Below are 17,634 nucleotides of genomic sequence, written 5' to 3' on the forward strand. Positions count from 1 at the left end.
ACCACCAGCGCGTCGGCGATCGCGATCCGGTCATCGAGCGAGAGGTAGCGGTCACTGACCGTGGTGGCTGAAGCATCGACTCGGTCCAAGACAGTCTGGTCACCGGCTGTTTATAGACCGATCCGGTGCGATAGTCCACGACCATGCCGTCCGGGTAGATTCGCCTACCGCTGGTGCGTCGGATTCCCTTGCGCCAGTCTCGGGCGGTGCGTTCGTTCACCCCCACCTCACGGGCAGCACGCGCCGACGACCACCCCGGCTCAATCAGCGCAAGGAACCGCGTCCTCGCCTCCGGTTTGCCGACCTCTTTGAGTTTGTCCGCCGTGACCACACCGGCATCGACCAGAACCCGGCGTGCGACCGAGAACGCCACCTCACACTCGATCGACGCCTTGTTGATCGACCCAGTCCGAGCGAACACCGCCACGATCCGCTCTGCATCAACCGGCCTCCCTGGCCCACGCGGGCGCCCCACAGGCCGTCCGATCGCCCGCAAGATCGCATAACACCGCTGCCGCGACACACCAACCACGACAGCGGCCTCCTTCACCAGAACACCGCAATCAACCAGCCGCACCAGCTGATCACCGAACCGGGCACAGTCCTCCTGAAACGACATGATCGCCGCAACCTCTCATCGAGAGTGTTGCGACGATCATGTGAACCCGCCCCCGGCAGACGACCTGGCCCGGTGAACCATCCGCGCCGCCAGTCGAAGACGTTCTCATCGAGGACCGCGACGCTGAGTTTGTCGAATTCGTCTACGCGCAGGTCGCTGAACGCGAGGCACAAGAGGAAGAGTTCTACCGAACCCTCGATGAACACACCGGGGAAAAACGATGAGCACCGCACCGAGCACAAAGGAATCCACCGAACTCGACCGACTCCGACAGGCAGGCCGGGAACTCGGTGCGTCCTTCATGCCGCTGACCAAGAGGCAGGCCGCGGCGGTTCGCACTATCCTGATCGGCTCCACTGGTAAGAGTCAGGAACAGCAAAGCGAGGCGTGATCTTGATCCGCTCGGGATCGAAGATGCCCCCAAGCTGGCGAGCCTTCACGATACGGATATCGAACAGCATCTTCACCAGTCGCCGCTTCTCCAGCAGCACCAGACCCTCCCAAGCCGCGTCAAGGTCCTGAGTTCGAACCAATTCGAGCAGCCCCGCGTCAGACACAGGAGGCACCGCGGCCTTCGCCGCCTGCTCGATCTGCGGGTTCAGGCGCCGCTCGATACTCGACAGCATCGTCAAGCTGATGGCTCCCTCAGAATACTGTTCGGCAGCCTCGTCCAGACGCTGCCGCAGTGCCGCCAAGCGCTCTTCGGCCTCGCCGACACGCTCGCTCCAGCTCTCATCCGACGCAGCAATGACGGCCATGCTCTCGGGCTCGGACAACCAACCCAGGAGCGCACCGACGACGAACGCATCGGTTCGACCGACATCGATGCTGACCTTGCGGCATCCGGCGATCGGACAGACATAGTTGTTCCGGGAGCTTCCGTCCTTGCGCGGGATCACGCCGTTGAGGCGGACCAACGGGCGCGAGCAGTAGCCGCACTTCGCGATGAACGACAGCAACCACTTGGGATGACTGTGATTGTCCTCCTCGACATAGCGCGTGCGGACAGCGCGATCCGACAGCACGCGGTTGACCTCCTCCCAACGCTCCCGAGGGATGATCGCCGGCCAATCAGCATCACCGATCACTTCACCCCGGTACTTCCGCAGTCCCGCGATCGTCGGGCTCTTCAGCAGTTGCCGCAACGAGGAGTTCATCCAGCCGCGGGAGTGATCGCTGGTCGGCTTCATCGGCGTCGGGACGCCTTGCTTGTTCAATCGAGTGACGATCGCGTTCATCGGAACGCCGCTCAAAATCTCGTCCACCGCGTTGACGATGACCGCTGCCTTCTCCGGATCGATCTCCTGACGTAACAGGGCACCCGTGCGCTCGTCGTATACCCTCCGGTATCCATAGGGCAAGCGACCGTGCGGTCGACCCTTCTGCGCGTTGAGACGGACCGTCCGAAGCTGCCGCTCCCGGATGACCGCGGCATCCTTCTCCGCGGTCAGGAACTCCAACCCCATCATGAACGCGTCATCACTGCGCTCGAAGTCATAGACCCGACCACGTGTCAGGTACAGGACGCCAGCCTCCTGACACGCGGCACGGAGCTGGACGTAGGCGAGAAGTTCGCGGCCGGCCCTGGACGGCTCCCACGTGACGAAGGCGTCGTACTCCTTCGACGCGATGAGCTGTAGCGCTTCCTCGAAGCCCTCCCGCTCACGGGTGCGCCACTGAGAGGCGGAGCGGTTCGCGTCGGTGATGACCTTGCCAACCTGCCAGCCCTGCTGGTCACACCAGGCGCGGCAGTCGGTCTCCTGGTCGTCGGTGGCGCGCATCAGATAGTGGCGGTCCATTGAGGCCCGGGTGTATATAAGTGCTGTGGTCTCCATAGCAGTAGGTGCTCTTCCTGTATCTGCTATCGGAGTGCTTGGTGAGACAGACTTGAATGTCGACGGTTCGGAAAAGGGACTGCTCGCCATCCTGACGCCGAAGCTGGACTTTCTCACCGAGGGCGCGAAAACGAACACTGGCGCGGCTGCTGAGCTCGGCCGCGCCGCCGGCAGGGAGCTCGGCAAGGCGGCGCGCTACTACGACAATACGGATCTCGGCGAAGCGGCGAATCTGGACGCGCAGTACCCGCCGGAGCGCTCCGAACCGGTGGACTCGCAGGACGTGCGTGATCCGGCGGCGGCCGAGTCCTTCCGGGATGTCGCCGATCCGCAGGCAGACGCGTCCGGCGAGCCGTTCAGCCCGCGCATGCTGGCGAACACCGGTGATGAGCAGCTGGCCAGGGACCTCACCAGGGACGAGGGCTGGCCAACCGGGCTGGAACAGGAAATCACCGAGATCATCGGCTTCGGCGGTCGGCTGACCTCGATCAACGACTTCATCGCCGAGCAAACCGGGTTCGACATCCTCGAAGAGTGCATCGAGCTGTTCGCCGGTGACTGGCAGGCGCTCTACCGGCAGTCTGTCCTTTTTGATCAGATCGGTACCGCGTTCGACGCGATCAAGGCGAATATTGACCAGGGCAGGGCGGGGATCGCGCCGAACTGGGACGGCAATGCCGCGAGCAACGCGGAGAACTGGCTCGCCCAGTACTCCCGGTCGAGCGCGGCCCACAGCACCTTCATGACCGAGGCCGCGGACCGGATCAGGGATTTCGCGCAGAGCGCGTATCACTACGTGGTCTACATCAAGGACGTGCTCGGGGTCATCGTCGACCTGGCGCTGGAGATCCTGGGCGCGTTCACCGGCGGCACCCTGAACAAGGTGTTGGATGTCATCGGCAAGATCCTCGAAGGTGGGTCCATCGGGACAACGGCCGTCGACCTCGCCGAGAGCCTTGGCGATGGCGTGGATGCGCGGGACATTCTCAAGCTCGTCGCGCTCGTGGCGCAGCTCGAGTCCACGGTCGCTCTACTCGTACAGGCGGTAAGCCTGCTCGTCGGTCTGGCCCATGGCGCGGCCGGTCTGATCGAAGTGATCGCGGCCGCGCAGCCCGTGGAGTCACAGCCGTGGCCGGCGGAACCCTACGACCACCCGGAGGTGTGAGCAATGGACCTGAACATCGAGAACCCGTGGCACAGCACGGAAGGCCGGCGCGCGCGGCAGCACACCTTCGCGGCGCTGGCCGAGGGCAACGGGCCGATCGCGGACTTTGCCGCAGACGTGACCTCCGGACACCGGCAACCCGCTGACCTGCTGAGTTACCCGCCGGCGGCCGAAGATATCCACAAGCGACTGAGTGCCTGCGGCAAGCTCCTGGCGAAACTGTCCACAGCGGAACGCGCGCGCATCGCCCCGCACGCCCCGGCCGTGCTCCGTGAAATGATCTCTACAGCTGCTGGTTAGGCGCTGGCTTTCGTGCGGAACTCGTTGATCGTCACCACCGTGATCCCCGGGTCGCTCTGCTGTGCCAGGTCAATAGCGCCGCCCAGCTCGTAGATCTCGCCGCTTGGTGGTTGTTCGCTGGTCTCGGCGTCCAGCCGCAGGCTTGAACCGGTGTACACGACGAGATCACCAATCCGGTTCGGCACGTGAAACGGCTTCTCCACGGCGAGGCTGAAATCCAGCCGCAACGTGGCAGCCCACCGTGGCTCGTCCGCATCAACAAGCACCAGCTCGCTCGGCGCGGTGCCGGCCGCCGCGTCGAGGTTGATCTCCAGCAGGCCGTAGCCATCCACCGGGCCATCGGCGCCATCTCGTGCGGTCATCCGCAGTTCGCGCACTTCGAGCCGAACCGCGTTGGGCTGACCAGGTTCGGTCCCGGTGACTTCGAGCTCGATCTGACCAGTGAATTTCCTGTTGAGTACGTCGTTCTGGATGGTGAGTTCGGCATCGGTGGACAGATCCATGGAGATCGATGAGCCAACCGCGGGTGGTTTGGTGGCGGCGACCGGGGTGATGTCACCTGCGGGGAGCCGGCCGGTATCCGATTGGCTAGCGACAACCGGTGCACTGCCGAAAGCAGCGATGGCGAGGGCGGCGAGGCTCAGCACTACGGCGCGCTTCGGGAAGCTACGTCGGTGGTGGACCCGCTTTTTCCGGTGCTTCCCGCCCTTGCGTATGGTGGGACGACCCATCTCCGGCGTTGTCCTTTCGTTACCGAATCGTACGGCTCTGAAGCTAGTTCGGTAACGACCCGAGCACAGTGGGTGGTTCTACTCTGCCGCACGGTTGGGCGATCAGGTTCACCCGCTTGTGCAAGCGATTAAGCCGTTCCGGTAACCGCCGATGTGCCCATTCGCCACGTCTTTCAGGTGCTGGGGACGAGGGTGATGGTGCAGCGCGTTCCGGGTGCTCGGGTTAGCCGGGCGTCCGCGGTGAGCAGGGGGCACGCGAGGAACTCGGCCAGCGCGACGTAGGACGCGTCATATGCCGAGATGTTCTCGCGCAGCTCCCATACGCGAGCCAGCAAGGGGAACGTGGGATGGCGCGTCACGCCGAGCTTTTGCCATACGCGCAGGCAGTCCCGTGCCGCCTCTGGGGCGACACGCCCCGCGGTTACCTGCCGGCGAAGCCCGCTGGCTATTTCGGAGTCGATGAGGTGCGGAAGGTGTGCCTGCTGCGTGGACAGGGCTTGCCGGGCGTGTCCGGCGTTCAGTAGTGCGTCGATTGCGGCGGAAGCGTCAACGACGATCACCGCGCGCTGCGCTCCTGGTCCAGGTCGGTGCGGATTGACTCGGTGCTGACGTTGTGGTCCGGCAGTGCATCCAGTAGTTCCAGGTTGTTGGCGCGCCAGGAGACATCGGCAAGTTCTCGTACTGCTATCGCACTGACCGAGGAAACGCCTTCCTGCTTGGCCAGCCGTTCCAGGCGCTCTACGACGTCATCAGGGACGTTCCGCAGGTACAGGGTCTTCATGTTGCACAATGCTAGCACATAATTCGCTAATAGCGACAGCTCTTCATCGTCGAACTGGTTGCGATGTACCCCCCGGGGGTATATATTGCTTACATCCGGGTGAGTTACCGGATACGTGTAAGGGGTATATATGGGTGAGGGTAGAGCGTACCGCGCCCAGCGAGCAAAGGAGAGCACCGTGACCGAGGCGACCTACACCGTAACCGGCATGACCTGCGACCACTGCGCCAGCTCGGTGACCGAAGAGGTTTCCAAGCTCGCCGGCGTTTCCCAGGTCGACGTGGAACTGTCGACCGGTGCCGTCACGGTTACCAGTGCCGCCCCGCTGCCGGCTGAGCAGCTGCGCGAGGCGGTCGAGGAAGCCGGTTACACCTTGTCGGGGGCGTGATGAACGCCGCGACCAAACTATCCGCCTACCTGGGCACGCTCGTGGTCGTCGCCGGCGCGGCCTGGGCCATCGGTTCAGCGGTTGGCCCGCTGAACGTGGCCGCCGACCAGAACGGCGCCGAATCGGGTGGGCACCAGACCGGCGGGCATGGATCCTCCGGCAAGAGCGAGGCCGGTCAGCACGGCGCAGGTCACGGGGCTGGTACCGAGGTCGACGGTCTGGCCAGCAGTGCGAACGGTCTGACCCTCGCGCCGCTGGCCACCACGTTGTCGCGCGGTGCGGACCAGGAGTTCGCGTTCCGCGTGCTGAACGAGGCGGGGCAGCCGGTGACCGAATTCGCGGTCGAACATGAGAAGCGCATGCACCTGGTCGTGGTGCGCAGGGACACCGCGAACTTCCAGCACGTGCACCCGCAAATGGATTCGGACGGCACCTGGCGGGTCGACCTGGACCTGCGCGAAGCGGGCTCCTACCGGGCGTTCGCGGATTTCGTGCCGGCCGATGGCGCGGACAGCACGCTCGGCGTGGACCTCGCGGTGCCCGGCAAGTTCGCGCCACGCGAATACGAGCAGTCCCGTACAGATACGGTGCAGGGGTATGATGTCGAACTGGCCGGCGAGCTGACTGCCGGGCACACCTCGACGCTGTCCATGACCGTACGCAAGGACGGCAAGGAGGTCACCGACCTGCAGCCGTACCTCGGTGCCGCTGGGCACCTGGTCGCGCTGCGGACCGGCGATCTCGGGTATGTGCACGTCCATCCGGACGAGTCGGCGGCCGGGCTGTCCTTCGAGGCAGAGGTGCCCTCTGGGGGTATGTACCGGCTGTTCCTCGACTTCAAACACGACGGCAAGGTCCGCACCGCGGAGTTCACCGTCCCCGCTACGACTGAGGGGGGTCACCGATGAGTTCGACACTCCAGGAAGGCCAGACCAACCAGGTCGAGCTGGCGATCACCGGCATGACCTGTGCTTCCTGCGCGGCGCGGATCGAGAAGCGACTGAACAAGCTCTCCGGCGTCACCGCGTCGGTCAACTACGCCACGGAGAAGGCCAAGGTCAGCTTCGGCGCGGAGGTTTCCCCGGAACAGCTGGTTGAGCAGGTCGCCGAGGCCGGCTACGCCGCCGAGCTGCCCAGCTCTTCGGCGGACGAACCGCAGTCCACCGAGTCCGGCGCGGACGACGAGACCCGCGCCGCCCGGCAGCGGTTGATCGTCTCGGCGGTGCTTTCCGTGCCGGTGATCGTGCTGGCCATGGTCCCGGCTTTCCAGTTCGACTACTGGCAGTGGATCTCGCTGGTACTGGCCGCGCCGGTCGTCGTATGGGCGGGGCTGCCGTTCCACCGCGCCGCCTGGGTGAACCTGAAGCACGGCGCGGCGACCATGGACACGCTGATCTCGATGGGCACCATCGCGGCGCTGCTCTGGTCGATGTACGCGCTGCTGTTCGGCAGCGCCGGCATACCGGGGATGACGCATCCGTTTGAGTTCAGCATCGAACGGATGGCCGGCGACGGGAATATCTACCTCGAGGTCGCGGCCGGCGTGATCACCTTCATCCTGGCCGGCCGGTACTTCGAGGTGCGCTCCAAACGGCGGGCCGGTTCGGCGCTGCGTGCCCTGCTCGAGCTCGGCGCGAAGGACGTCGCGGTACTGCGCGACGGCAAGGAAGAGCGGATCCCGACCGATCAGCTCGCGGTGGGGGATCGCTTCGTGGTTCGCCCTGGCGAGAAGATCGCCACCGACGGCGAGGTCGTGGAAGGCGGCTCCGCGGTCGACGCGAGCATGCTGACCGGTGAGTCGGTTCCGGTGGAGGTGTCGCCAGGAGATGCCGTCACCGGCGGCACGGTGAACGTCGGCGGCCGGTTGGTGGTGCGCGCGACCAGGGTCGGCGCGGATACCCAGCTCGCGCAGATGGCCAAGCTGGTCGAGGACGCGCAGAACGGCAAGGCGGCGATCCAGCGCCTCGCCGACCGCGTGTCCGGCGTGTTCGTGCCGATCGTGATCGCGCTCGCGGTGGGCACGCTGGCCTTCTGGCTTGGTTCCGGCGGTACGACCGGAGCGGCCTTCACCGCCGCCGTTGCCGTGCTGATCATCGCCTGCCCGTGTGCGCTGGGGCTGGCCACGCCGACCGCGCTGATGGTGGGCACCGGGCGGGGTGCCCAGCTGGGCATCCTGATCAAGGGGCCCGAGGTGCTGGAATCCACCCGGCGGATCGACACCGTGGTGCTGGACAAGACCGGCACGGTCACCACCGGCAAGATGTCGCTGGTCGAGGTGCACACCGCGGACGGTGTTGCCGAGGACGAACTGGTGCGGCTGGCTGGCGCGCTCGAGGCGGCTTCCGAGCACCCGATCGCGCAGGCAATCGCGGTTGGCGCGGCCGAGCGGGTTGGCGCACTGCCCGAAGTGGACGGATTCGAGAACGTCGCGGGGCTTGGCGTGCAGGGCCAGGTCGACGGGCACGCCGTGCTCGTTGGGCGCACCGCGCTGCTTGCCGAGTGGAGTCAGCGGTTGCCGGAATCGCTTGCCACGGCGAAAGCCGCTGCGGAGGCGCGCGGGCAGACCGCGGTCGCCGTCGGCTGGGATGGCGCGGCACGGGGCGTGCTGGTTGTCGCGGACACCGTGAAGGCCAGCTCCACCGAAGCGATCCGGCAGTTGCGCGGGCTCGGACTGACCCCGATGTTGCTGACCGGAGACAACGAGGCGGTGGCCCGCTCCATCGCGGGTGAAGTGGGCATCGACGAGGTGATCGCCGAGGTGCTGCCCAAGGACAAGGCCGACGTGGTCGCGCGGCTGCAGTCCGAGGGCAAGGTGGTCGCGATGGTCGGCGACGGCGTGAACGACGCGGCGGCGTTGGCCCAGGCCGACCTCGGGTTGGCGATGGGCACCGGCACGGACGTGGCGATCGAGGCGAGTGACCTGACGCTGGTGCGCGGTGACCTCACCGTGGCCGCGGACGCGATCCGGTTGTCCAGGCGGACCCTTGGCACCATCAAGGGCAACCTGTTCTGGGCGTTCGCGTACAACACCTCCGCGCTGCCGCTGGCGGCCGCCGGCCTGTTGAACCCGATGCTCGCGGGCGCGGCGATGGCACTGTCCTCGGTGTTCGTCGTGTCGAACAGCCTCCGGCTGCGCCGCTTCAAGTAACTCGTCAAGAGGGAGCGTGCTCGACGGTAGGCGCAGGACCGGTGTAGCGGGCGGCAGGACGGATGATCTTGCCGTCCCGCGCCTGTTCCAGGACGTTCGCGCACCAGCCGATCACCCGGCTGGTCGCGAACGTCGGCGTGAACATCTCGCGCGGCAGCCCGCACTGCGACATCACCACACCGGCGTAGAACTCGACGTTCGCATACAGCTCCCTGCCCGGCTTCAGCTCCGCGAGTGCTTCGACCACCCCGCGTTCCACCGCCGTCGCGAACTCCGCGAGCTCACCACCGAGCGTCAACGCGATCTCCCGCAGCAGCGCCGAACGCGGATCCTCGGTGCGATAAACCGCGTGGCCGAACCCCATGATCCGATCACCCGCCGCGACCCTGGCGCGTACCCACGGGCGAATCCGATCAGCGGTGCCGATCTCGTCCAGGCTGGCCAGCGCGCGATCCGGCGCGCCACCGTGCAGCGGACCGGCGAACGCCCCGATCGCGGCGCTCACCGCGGACACTGGATCCGAGCCGGTGGAGGCGACCACCCGCGCGGTGAACGTGGACGCGTTGAACCCGTGGTCGATCGTGGCGATCAGGTACTGCTCGATCGCGCGCACCTGTGCGGGCGCCGGTTCCGTGCCGGTGACCAGATACAGCCAGTTCGCCGCCGCACTGAGGTCGGGGCGGGGTCGCAGCGGTGCCAGCCCGCGGCGTAGCCGGTACAGCGCGGCGAGAATGGTGGGGGTGACCGCGCAGATCGCGAGCGTATTGGCCTTCCTGCGCGCCTCATCCGTGTCCAGCATCGGCGGCACGCCGCGCGCCATGCCGAACATGGACAGCGCGGTGCGCAGCCCGGCTAGTGCGTCGAACCGCTCACCGGTAGTCGCGATCGCCGGCAGTAGCGCGGCGAGTTCCGCGGGCAGCTCGCGCAGCGGGGCCAGTTCGTCGCGCAATCGTGCGGTTTCGGCCGGCTCCGGCAGGCGACCTTCCAGCAGCAGGAACCACACTTCCTCCAGTGTTTTGCTCCGGGCCAGTTCGATCGCCGAGTACTGCCGGTAGTGGTAGAAGCCTTCGCTACCGCGCACATCGCCGAGCTCGGTGTTCGTGACGACGACATTGCGCAAACCAGGTGGCACATCGATGGTCCCAGTCATAGCCGCTTCCTCTCCTGAGTTCCCGTTCCAACCATTGATCTATTGATAGCTAGCTGTCAACGTTGACTAGTCAATACATGTGGATAAAGGCCAGGTCAGGATGCGAATCAGCACTGTGGAAGCAGCGCGCCGGCTGGGGGTGAAGCCGGAGACTGTGTACGCCTACGTCAGCAGGGGACTGCTGCGCAGCGATCGGCAGCCTGGGCAGCGCGGCAGCTTGTTTGACGCCGCCGAGGTGGACGCGCTGGCCGCGCGTGGGCAGGCGGCCCGCCGGCCGGACAACGAGCTCGACCGGATCCGCACCCAGCTGACCTCGTTGGACGATGACGTGTTGCGGTACAGGGGACACGCGGTCGCCGAACTGGCCGCAACCCATCCCGTCGAGTCGATCGCCTGGCTGCTCTGGGCCGGCGAGCTGGCCGAGGCGGAAGCGTTTCCGGTACGCGTCGAGCAGGTTGCCACCGCGCGAGCCGCCATGGCCGCGTTGCCAACCAGCGCGCGGCTTGTTGATCACCTACAGCTCGCGGTGGTCGCGCTCGGCGCGGTTGACCCGCTGCGGTTTGACCGCAACCCGGCGGCGGTGTTGCGTACCGGGCGGGCGCTGCTCGGCAATCTCTGCGCGGGGTTACCCGGTGCGCATACTGGTTTCGGTTACGGGCTGGCCGCACGGCTGTGGCCGGCGTTGGCGCCGGTGCCGGCGATGCCCGCTGATGTCCAGGTGCTGGATGCCGCGCTTGGCCTGCTCGCCGATCACGGTCTTGCGGTGTCCACTGTGGCCGCTCGGGTTGCGGCGAGCGCGCGGGCGAACATCTACGCGGTCATCTCCGCGGGGCTCGGCGCGGCCGATGGTCAGTACCACGGCGCCGCGAGCACATTCGCCTACCGGTTTCTCGAGGATGCGCGCCAGAACATGCCCGGCGCGCTCGCCGAATGGTCGCGCGGAGCCGATGGGATTCCCGGGTTCGGGCATCGCGTGTACCGCCGGCACGATCCGCGGGCCGAGGCGTTGCTTGCATTGCTGCCCGCACATCCGGTGCTCGATGTGGTTCGTACGGTGTGCGCCGAGCTGGCCGAGCGCACCGGGACTTTCCCGAATGTGGATCTCGCGCTTGCCGCGATGATGCACGTCTACGGGATGCGCGCGGATGCCGGCGAGACGGTGTTTCTACTCGCCCGCATCATCGGCTGGATCGCGCATGCCGTGGAGGAATACGCCGAACCGCGCCTGCGCTTTCGCGCCCTCGGTGTGTACACCGGCGATACGCCTGGCTGAACCGGGCTAGGGCCGCATCCGGTTACGCCGCCGGACGAGCCAGACGGTGACGGCCGCGCCACCGAGAAGCACCGCGCCGCCCGCGCCCGCGAGCACGGGGACCAGCGGGAACGAATCGGTGGTTGGCGACTCGGCGATTGCCGGACTGTTCTCGGCATTCCCGTCGCCGAACACGTCGCCGTTGCCCGAATCACCGCCGGAGGCGTATTCGGGGCCGTTCTCCGGTTCGCCGGTAACGGTCAGCTCCAGCTCAGTGTCCACAAGCGCGGGAGGCGGGTCGCCCTCGACGCCCCTGCCGAGTTTGACGCCGATGTAGTACCAGCCGGCAACCGAGGTGGCGCCGCCTTCGTATTCGTCGCGGTTCAGATAGCGAACGGGTGTGGTGGCCAGCGGGCCGAGTGTTGCCGGTGCCCCGTCGTAGGAGTCGGTGTCCTCGCCATCCGACGGCGGTACCTTGCGAAACGGGCTGTAGAGCATGGTGGAGACGTTCGCGAGCCCCGCTTGCTTGTTGCCCGCGTAGTTCACCCGGTAGGCCAGCCCCTGGCCCCATTCCAGCCGCACCCGGTAGAACACGTACTCACCGTGGGCGAGGGAGTCCCGGTACACCTCAGAGCCATCGAGCGTCGCGGCGGAACTGAACGAACCACCACCGACAACGGGTTGTGCCTGGCCGTTCTGTTCCTGGAAACGCACGGTGTCCATTTCGGATGGTTCACCCTTGTTGCCGGTTACCGCCGGCTCCACGCCTACCTGCACCTCGATTGGCAGTTCGGCTTGTTGCGCGGTATCCGAGTCGCGGAGCACGTACATCGTGTAAGTGCCGGCCTCCTGGCAGTCGCCACCCATATTTCCTTCCGTCGTGTCCACAACGGCCGATGTGGACAGTGGCACGCCGTCCTGGCCCATGGTCGATAGCGAGCGGACCCCACCGTCGGTGCAGCTTTCCCCGGATGGGGAGGTCACGTCGATCTCAAGCGAGTTGATATCGCCCATGCCGCCTTCCCCTCGGGTGAGCGGCACGGTGGCGCTGAAGTAGCCGACGCCTCCCTTGGGGATGTGCACGGAGTAGTGCTTGCGCTGTTGTGGCCCGAGGCTGTCCACGTACTGGCCTGGTCCGATTTCCGGTGCGCCGGCTGGCTGCTCGGAGCCTTTCGCTGGGGTGCCGGTTGGTTGGTAGTTGCGCAGCGCGACGGTGGTAACTCGGGGTAGGGCCTTTTCGAGTGCTGTGGCGTCGGGTGCGCGGGTGTAGGTGCCGCCGGTGGTTTCGGCGATGCAGTTGAGTTGTTCGCTGGCTTCGTCGTCGACGCCGAAGCCGACGGCGTGTACGACGGTGTTGATGCCTTCCTCGGCGAGTTCGTCGGCGACTTCGCAGGGGTCGGGTGGTGCGCAGGTGTCGAGTCCGTCGGAGACGAGCACGATGGCGCGTTGCTTGTCGTCGGGTAGTTGGTCGGCTGCGGTGCGCAGGGAGTGTCCGATGGGGGTGTAGCCACTGGGTTGGATGCCGTCCACTGCTGAGGTGATGGCTTGGCGGTCTAGTTGTTTCACGTCTTGCAACACGGAGGTGTCTTGGCAGCCGGTCTCTTTCTCGGCGGGTGTTTCGCCGGTTTCGGTGCCGTAGGTGGTGAGTCCAAATTGGGCGTCGTCGGGCAGCATGTCGACCAGTGAGCGCACCGAGTTCTTCGCGGCCGCCATCTTGGTGCCGCCGCTGGGATCGTTGCCGGTCATGGATCCCGAGCCGTCCAGGACCAACATCGTTGGCGCGTACTCGACCTGCACCCGCGAGTCCTGCTCGTTCCCGGACTGCTGTGCCGCTGCCGGTGTCGCGAGCAGTACAGCGACGATGGATACCGTGGTGAGCGCGGCCAGCTTGCTTCGCCAACGATTCACGTGATTCCCCTAACGCGTTCGCTGTGCCGGTGTGGCAGACATGATCGCGCTAGGACGCAAATGTGGACGGTTCAGTTCCCCGGGCGCGCTCTTGGGGCTACTGCGGGTTGGTGACCTCGCTGGCGTACTTCTTCGTCATATGTTCCACGGCGGACAGTTGTGCTTCGGCGTGCCCGCTGCGGGTATCCGTCGCGTGTTGCTTGGCGAGCAATGTGGACTCCGCGTGCGTTCGGCCGGGACCCTGGAAATGCGGCAGCACGTGTTGTGCGATCAACTCGTACGAGCGTTTTGTCGCTTCCGGGTTCGCCCATTCATGCGCGAGTAGCAGCATCGCGCCGAATCCGCCCGACTGGTCGGCAAGCCGCTGCACCTGGGCACGAGCGTCCTCGGCGGTGCCGATCGCGCCGATACCGGACTCGTTGATGAAATCGATCATCTCCGTGCGGTTGCCGCCTTCCACGACCATCTGCGGGAAAGCAGCGACCTTCTGGAAGTAGCGGAACCACTGCTCGATGCCGTATTCCACGTCTCGGTACGCCTGCTCGCGCGTTTCCGCGATATGCATCAAGCCAACCAGTCGCCAGCCGGAACGATCCGGTGTCGGCTGGCCGAAGTGTGTCGCCCGTTCCTCGACGACATTCCAGTGGTGTGCCAGCGCGTCGAAGCCTTCCTTCGTCAGCGTCGCGCCGATGGAGAGCAGTCCGGTCCCGTACCGGCCGGCCAGCCGCGGTCCGGTGGGCGAAGCAACCGCGGCGACCGCGACATCGAAACATGGTTCGGTGTACGGGCGCAGTTGCAGCCGTGCGTCGACAAGGTTGTGCGTACGGGTTTGTTCGGTGACTGTTTCACCGGCGAGCAGCCGCATGATGATGTCGAAGTTGACGTCCAGCAGTTCCCTGGTGTCCGTGGGATTCAGCCCGATCATCGAGGAGTCCGTCGGCAGCGAACCCGGCCCGACACCGAGCATCGTGCGGCCTCGCGTCAGGTGATCAAGCAGCACCATCCGGTCGGCGACCCACAGCGGATTGTGATAGCTGATCGAGGTCACCCCGGTGCCGAACTTGATGTTCTTGGTGCGCTCGGCGGCTGCCGCCATGACGATCTCCGGCGAGGCGATGATCTCGCTGCCAGCCGAATGGTGCTCGCCGATCCACGCTTCGTCGAAGCCCAGGTAGTCGAGGTGTTCCAGCAGCCGCAAATCGCGTTGCAGCGCGAGGGTGGGGTTCTGTCCGGCCGGATGAAAGGGTGCGAGAAACACGCCGAAGCGCAACCTGCTCATGTGCGGCTCCTAGCTCAGGGATTCGCTCATGTGGAGAAACGGCCCACTTAGTAAGCTACGTCACAAATCGTGTGGTGGTCAAAGCAGGTACTAGCGGGGCTGCCGGTTACCGCTGAGGTGCTGGCTTTGGTGTGTTTCGATGGCAAGAGGAGGTGGGTAAGGGTGCCGAATCAGTCGTATGTGGTGGATTCCCACGCGACCGTGGAGGTGCCCCGGCGCGAGCGCACTGCCTACTGGGCACACCAGGTCGCGTCCCTGCAGGCGGCGTTGGAGCTGCGCGCACCCCGTACCGGGGACTTCCAGGGCGGCTACAGCCGGATTGGTACCGAGCACTATCAACTCGTGGCCTGGCAAGCCGATGAGGCCGAGTATGTCCGCGGAGTTCAGCATGTTCGCACCGCGCCGGATGACAATTTCCGTTTCCTGTTTCCCCTCGACAATCTGTTCATGTTGCGGCACCACGATGCGGTGACCGGATTACGGCCAGGGATGGCGGGCGTGTTCGCCTACGACAAACCTTTTACCGCCTGGCATGACGACGACACCAAGATGATGGTCCTAACGGTTCAGGGCGAGGAGATCGAGAACCGGATCGGCCAGTCGGCGCGCCCCGGTGCGCCGTTGGACGTATCGAAGGGACTGGGGCGGGTGGCACAGGAGCTTGCCGCCGGTCTGCTCCGCGAACGCGACGAGCTCACCCGCGACCAGTTCGAGTCGGCGGCCGAACGCCTCGTCGAACTCCTCTGCATGCAGTTGATGCGGGACAACCAGACAACCACCCCGGCGGCACTGGGCGAGATCGACGTGATGGCGCGCCGGTATATCCGCCAACACGTGGACGAGCGCGACCTGACCGGCGCCACGGTCGCGCAGGCGCTTGGCTGGTCCCTGCGCCAAGTCCAGCTCGCCCTACAGCAAACCGGCACCAGCCCACGCGAACTCATCAGGGAAGAACGCCTCAAGGCCGCCCGCGAACGCCTCCGCGACCCCGCCTACCAACACCTCAGCATCGCCGAGATCGCCGCCCAACTGGGATTCTCCGCCCCCGGCAACTTCAGCAGCGCATTCCGCCACCGCTTCGGCGAACGCCCCCGCGACCTACGCGGCTGAGCTAGTCGGTGGTTGGCCGCTGGTCAACCGCGATCCTGCCAAGGTTCTCCAGCGCTTGGCTGTCCTTGTCCCAGTAGTCGCCGTGCGCCTCGGCGGACAGCGGCCATTTCGAGGTGCGCTCCGAATGGAAGACCTGGCTTTCGCCGAGACCAAAGCTCTCGGCGGTTGGGTCATCGCCATGGGTGCCTGCGGGCGTCGCCCGGATGGCATCGTTTTCCGCGCGAGTTGCCCAGATCTGATCCTTGGGGATGTCGAGCTTGTCGACGGCGGGCTCTACCTCGACGGACGGCGTTGCGGTTGCCTCCGCTGCCACGCCAACACCAGGGCTGCCAACGAAAACCACTTCGTTGTCGTCCGGAAGTCCTTGCCCGCCTTCGGCAACGGTATGCCCGATGAGGGTGGATCCATAACTGTGACCCATGACGACGTTGTGCGAAGGATCCCCAGTACGGGTTTCCTGCAGACCTTCCTGGAAGGAACTCAGGGCGTCCTTGCCGTCCTCCGCGTACCCGGCCTTGGTCGCCTCGGGCAGCACGTTGTCTGGAGCGTCGTAACCGAGCCAGTAGATTGCCGCGTTGTCCGCGTTTTCTTCCAGCTCATCGGCTTGACCTTGCAGACGCTCAACACGACCGAGCTCCTTGCCTGCGGTACCGAGATCGGCGCCGGTGCCAGGGACGTGTGTCGCCACGTTATCGGCCGTGTCGGGATTGCCCACGGACACGATCGCTTGCCCGTCCTTATCGAGGTTCTCTGCGTCGAACCCGATCAGGTAGCCGTTGTCGTCATGATCCTGCAGGAAAGACTGAATATCCTTGACGCCATCCAGTTTGTTGGAAGCGACCAAGGAGTCCTCCGGTGATCCATGGTCCCGCTGCATCTCCAAGATGGACTCGTGCTCGTCGAGGACGAACCGGTTTGCCCGATCCCTTGCCTCGATCGGCAGGCCGTCCAGACTGCCGAGCTTGTGACTGTCGCTGAAGAGGTAGTTTTCCTTCTCTATCGCGGAAAGGCCATTCCACCAGTTGGCGACATCCTCCGGGTCGCTGCCCGGCTTCGGGATCGGTTTGGCCGTAGATCCGGGATCGCTACCGGCATCGATGCCGACTTCGGTAGGTGTGATCGCGCGGATATCGCCGGCTGCCGTCTCGTCGGCTTCGGTAGCGTCCTTGATCGCGGTATCGATCGCGTCCTGGAGCTCCCTGCGCTCGGCGGCTTGTTCCTCGGGGCTGCCGCGTTTCGCGGAAATGTCCACCTCGCCGGACTGCGACACCTCCAGATAGTCCGGTGCTTCGTCGATTGCCGCAGTCATCTTCTTCTGCGCGGAATTGATCGCATCGGCGGCTACTTCGACCTTCCCCGGGATCTTGTCGATCTCGTCGGCCGAGTCCTCAAGCAGGGTCTTTATATCGGCAAGCCCGGAGCGGGCGGCTTCACCAGCGCTGCCCGTCCAATCGCCGAGCGCGTTGATCTGGGTTGCCACAGCTTCGGCCTGGTCGCGTAGGTTGTCCGCGTGGTCGGTCCATGCCTGCGCCACGTCGTCCAGCAGTCCGCGTTCGAACTTCTCCAACTCGGCGTAGCCGACCATCAGTCACCCTCCTCGAGAAACGCGAAGGCCTCTTCCGCGTGGTATTCCTGCTCCCCGTAGTTCTCCGCGGCGAGCATGATCTTGTCGCCGGTCAGCGAGACCTTGGCCAGCATCGTGTCGATCGCGTCTTCCCACTGCGTTTCCACCGTGCCAAGCGCTCCGCTGATAGCGAATCCGTCGAGATCGCCGTCTTGTTTCGCGCCGGTGGTGGTGCCGCTCAAGGCCGATGCGCCTCCGGTGTCACCGCCGCCGAGCTTGCCGTTGTCGGCGGTGTCCATGAGCTCCTGACCGGCGGCGTTCAGCTCGTCCTTGGTCAGTCCATAACCGTTCGCCACGTCGCTTCCTCCGTACGTCCGTGGTTGGCAACTTTTGGTCAGCTACGA

At 65.6% G+C, this 17,634-nt stretch carries 17 protein-coding genes and 1 pseudogene; 7 read left to right on the forward strand and 11 right to left on the reverse strand.

Annotated elements, in window-relative coordinates; all coding sequences use genetic code 11:
* The 3 genes and pseudogenes from EV191_RS30345 to EV191_RS10305 form a co-directional block, all read right to left on the reverse strand.
* A pseudogene (locus tag EV191_RS30345) lies at positions 1–421 on the reverse strand (hypothetical protein); the annotation flags it as partial.
* Positions 422–546: 125 nt separating this feature from the next.
* On the reverse strand, positions 547–825 hold the full coding sequence (locus EV191_RS10300) for a hypothetical protein (protein WP_132876755.1): 279 nt from the start codon (positions 823–825) through the stop codon (positions 547–549).
* A 132-nt stretch (positions 826–957) separates the two neighbouring features.
* Positions 958–2,544 (reverse strand): recombinase family protein, encoded by a 1,587-nt coding sequence (locus tag EV191_RS10305; protein ID WP_132876756.1) that lies wholly within the window; start codon positions 2,542–2,544, stop codon positions 958–960.
* On the opposite strand from EV191_RS10305, the gene EV191_RS10310 reads away from it, so the two are divergent.
* Positions 2,489–3,619, forward strand: a complete 1,131-nt coding sequence (locus EV191_RS10310) for a hypothetical protein (protein ID WP_165912904.1) — start codon at positions 2,489–2,491, stop codon at positions 3,617–3,619. The genes EV191_RS10305 and EV191_RS10310 overlap by 56 nt on opposite strands.
* Positions 3,620–3,622: 3 nt before the next feature.
* Positions 3,623–3,919 (forward strand): hypothetical protein, encoded by a 297-nt coding sequence (locus EV191_RS10315; RefSeq protein WP_132876758.1) that lies wholly within the window; start codon positions 3,623–3,625, stop codon positions 3,917–3,919.
* Here EV191_RS10315 and EV191_RS10320 read toward each other — a convergent pair.
* The 3 genes from EV191_RS10320 to EV191_RS10330 form a co-directional block, all read right to left on the reverse strand.
* On the reverse strand, positions 3,916–4,650 hold the full coding sequence (locus EV191_RS10320; protein ID WP_132876759.1) for a hypothetical protein: 735 nt from the start codon (positions 4,648–4,650) through the stop codon (positions 3,916–3,918). The genes EV191_RS10315 and EV191_RS10320 overlap by 4 nt on opposite strands.
* A gap of 173 nt (positions 4,651–4,823) precedes the next feature.
* A complete protein-coding gene (locus tag EV191_RS10325) occupies positions 4,824–5,210 on the reverse strand; it encodes a type II toxin-antitoxin system VapC family toxin (protein WP_132876760.1) in 387 nt (128 codons plus the stop codon).
* Positions 5,207–5,431 carry a ribbon-helix-helix protein, CopG family gene (locus EV191_RS10330; RefSeq protein WP_132876761.1) on the reverse strand — a complete coding sequence of 75 codons (225 nt, stop codon included), beginning with the start codon at positions 5,429–5,431 and terminating at the stop codon, positions 5,207–5,209. Before EV191_RS10330 ends, EV191_RS10325 begins: the two co-directional genes overlap by 4 nt.
* A 178-nt stretch (positions 5,432–5,609) precedes the next feature.
* On the opposite strand from EV191_RS10330, the gene EV191_RS10335 reads away from it, so the two are divergent.
* Genes EV191_RS10335 through EV191_RS10345 form a run of 3 tightly spaced genes read left to right on the forward strand, consistent with a single transcriptional unit; the run spans position 5,610 to position 8,967 of the window.
* Positions 5,610–5,819: a heavy-metal-associated domain-containing protein gene (locus tag EV191_RS10335; RefSeq protein ID WP_132876762.1), complete on the forward strand. Its 210-nt coding sequence runs from the start codon at positions 5,610–5,612 to the stop codon at positions 5,817–5,819.
* Positions 5,819–6,727: a hypothetical protein gene (locus tag EV191_RS10340; protein WP_132876763.1), complete on the forward strand. Its 909-nt coding sequence runs from the start codon at positions 5,819–5,821 to the stop codon at positions 6,725–6,727. The genes EV191_RS10335 and EV191_RS10340 overlap by 1 nt, the downstream gene beginning before the upstream one ends.
* Positions 6,724–8,967 carry a heavy metal translocating P-type ATPase gene (locus tag EV191_RS10345; protein WP_132876764.1) on the forward strand — a complete coding sequence of 748 codons (2,244 nt, stop codon included), beginning with the start codon at positions 6,724–6,726 and terminating at the stop codon, positions 8,965–8,967. The genes EV191_RS10340 and EV191_RS10345 overlap by 4 nt, the downstream gene beginning before the upstream one ends.
* A gap of 4 nt (positions 8,968–8,971) precedes the next feature.
* On the opposite strand, the gene EV191_RS10350 is transcribed toward EV191_RS10345, so the two are convergent.
* Positions 8,972–10,117, reverse strand: coding sequence for a citrate/2-methylcitrate synthase (locus EV191_RS10350; RefSeq protein ID WP_132876765.1), 1,146 nt, complete (start codon positions 10,115–10,117; stop codon positions 8,972–8,974).
* Between the two features lie 100 nt (positions 10,118–10,217).
* Between EV191_RS10350 and EV191_RS10355 the strand changes: the two genes are divergently transcribed.
* Positions 10,218–11,390: a citrate/2-methylcitrate synthase gene (locus EV191_RS10355; RefSeq protein ID WP_132876766.1), complete on the forward strand. Its 1,173-nt coding sequence runs from the start codon at positions 10,218–10,220 to the stop codon at positions 11,388–11,390.
* A gap of 6 nt (positions 11,391–11,396) precedes the next feature.
* Here EV191_RS10355 and EV191_RS10360 read toward each other — a convergent pair whose 3' ends face one another.
* Together EV191_RS10360 and EV191_RS10365 are read right to left on the reverse strand one after the other, a co-directional pair.
* Positions 11,397–13,277, reverse strand: coding sequence for a vWA domain-containing protein (locus EV191_RS10360; protein ID WP_165912905.1), 1,881 nt, complete (start codon positions 13,275–13,277; stop codon positions 11,397–11,399).
* 97 nt (positions 13,278–13,374) lie between these two features.
* Positions 13,375–14,556, reverse strand: coding sequence for an LLM class flavin-dependent oxidoreductase (locus EV191_RS10365; protein ID WP_132876767.1), 1,182 nt, complete (start codon positions 14,554–14,556; stop codon positions 13,375–13,377).
* Between the two features lie 162 nt (positions 14,557–14,718).
* Here EV191_RS10365 and EV191_RS10370 point away from each other — a divergent pair, with 162 nt between their 5' ends.
* The gene (locus EV191_RS10370) at positions 14,719–15,666 is read left to right on the forward strand and encodes a helix-turn-helix transcriptional regulator (protein ID WP_132876768.1); all 948 of its coding nucleotides are present in this window, start codon (positions 14,719–14,721) and stop codon (positions 15,664–15,666) included.
* A 1-nt stretch (position 15,667) separates the two neighbouring features.
* Here EV191_RS10370 and EV191_RS10375 read toward each other — a convergent pair whose 3' ends face one another.
* Positions 15,668–17,251, reverse strand: coding sequence for an alpha/beta hydrolase (locus EV191_RS10375; protein ID WP_132876769.1), 1,584 nt, complete (start codon positions 17,249–17,251; stop codon positions 15,668–15,670).
* Positions 17,251–17,586, reverse strand: a complete 336-nt coding sequence (locus EV191_RS10380; RefSeq protein ID WP_132876770.1) for a hypothetical protein — start codon at positions 17,584–17,586, stop codon at positions 17,251–17,253. Before EV191_RS10380 ends, EV191_RS10375 begins: the two co-directional genes overlap by 1 nt.
* Positions 17,587–17,634: the final 48 nt, after the last annotated feature.

The sequence above is a fragment of the Tamaricihabitans halophyticus genome, from assembly GCF_004340875.1.
GTDB lineage: Bacteria > Actinomycetota > Actinomycetes > Mycobacteriales > Pseudonocardiaceae > Tamaricihabitans > Tamaricihabitans halophyticus.

Bases quoted from the DNA above. Each gene is read 5' to 3' on its own strand.
- EV191_RS10305 (WP_132876756.1), bottom strand. From the start codon at position 2,544: ATGGCGAGCAGTCCCTTTTCCGAACCGTCGACATTCAAGTCTGTCTCA.
- EV191_RS10315 (WP_132876758.1), top strand. From the start codon at position 3,623: ATGGACCTGAACATCGAGAACCCGTGGCACAGCACGGAAGGCCGGCGC.
- EV191_RS10320 (WP_132876759.1), bottom strand. From the start codon at position 4,650: ATGGGTCGTCCCACCATACGCAAGGGCGGGAAGCACCGGAAAAAGCGG.
- EV191_RS10330 (WP_132876761.1), bottom strand. From the start codon at position 5,431: ATGAAGACCCTGTACCTGCGGAACGTCCCTGATGACGTCGTAGAGCGC.
- EV191_RS10340 (WP_132876763.1), top strand. From the start codon at position 5,819: ATGAACGCCGCGACCAAACTATCCGCCTACCTGGGCACGCTCGTGGTC.
- EV191_RS10345 (WP_132876764.1), top strand. From the start codon at position 6,724: ATGAGTTCGACACTCCAGGAAGGCCAGACCAACCAGGTCGAGCTGGCG.
- EV191_RS10350 (WP_132876765.1), bottom strand. From the start codon at position 10,117: ATGACTGGGACCATCGATGTGCCACCTGGTTTGCGCAATGTCGTCGTC.
- EV191_RS10355 (WP_132876766.1), top strand. From the start codon at position 10,218: ATGCGAATCAGCACTGTGGAAGCAGCGCGCCGGCTGGGGGTGAAGCCG.
- EV191_RS10365 (WP_132876767.1), bottom strand. From the start codon at position 14,556: ATGAGCAGGTTGCGCTTCGGCGTGTTTCTCGCACCCTTTCATCCGGCC.
- EV191_RS10375 (WP_132876769.1), bottom strand. From the start codon at position 17,251: ATGGTCGGCTACGCCGAGTTGGAGAAGTTCGAACGCGGACTGCTGGAC.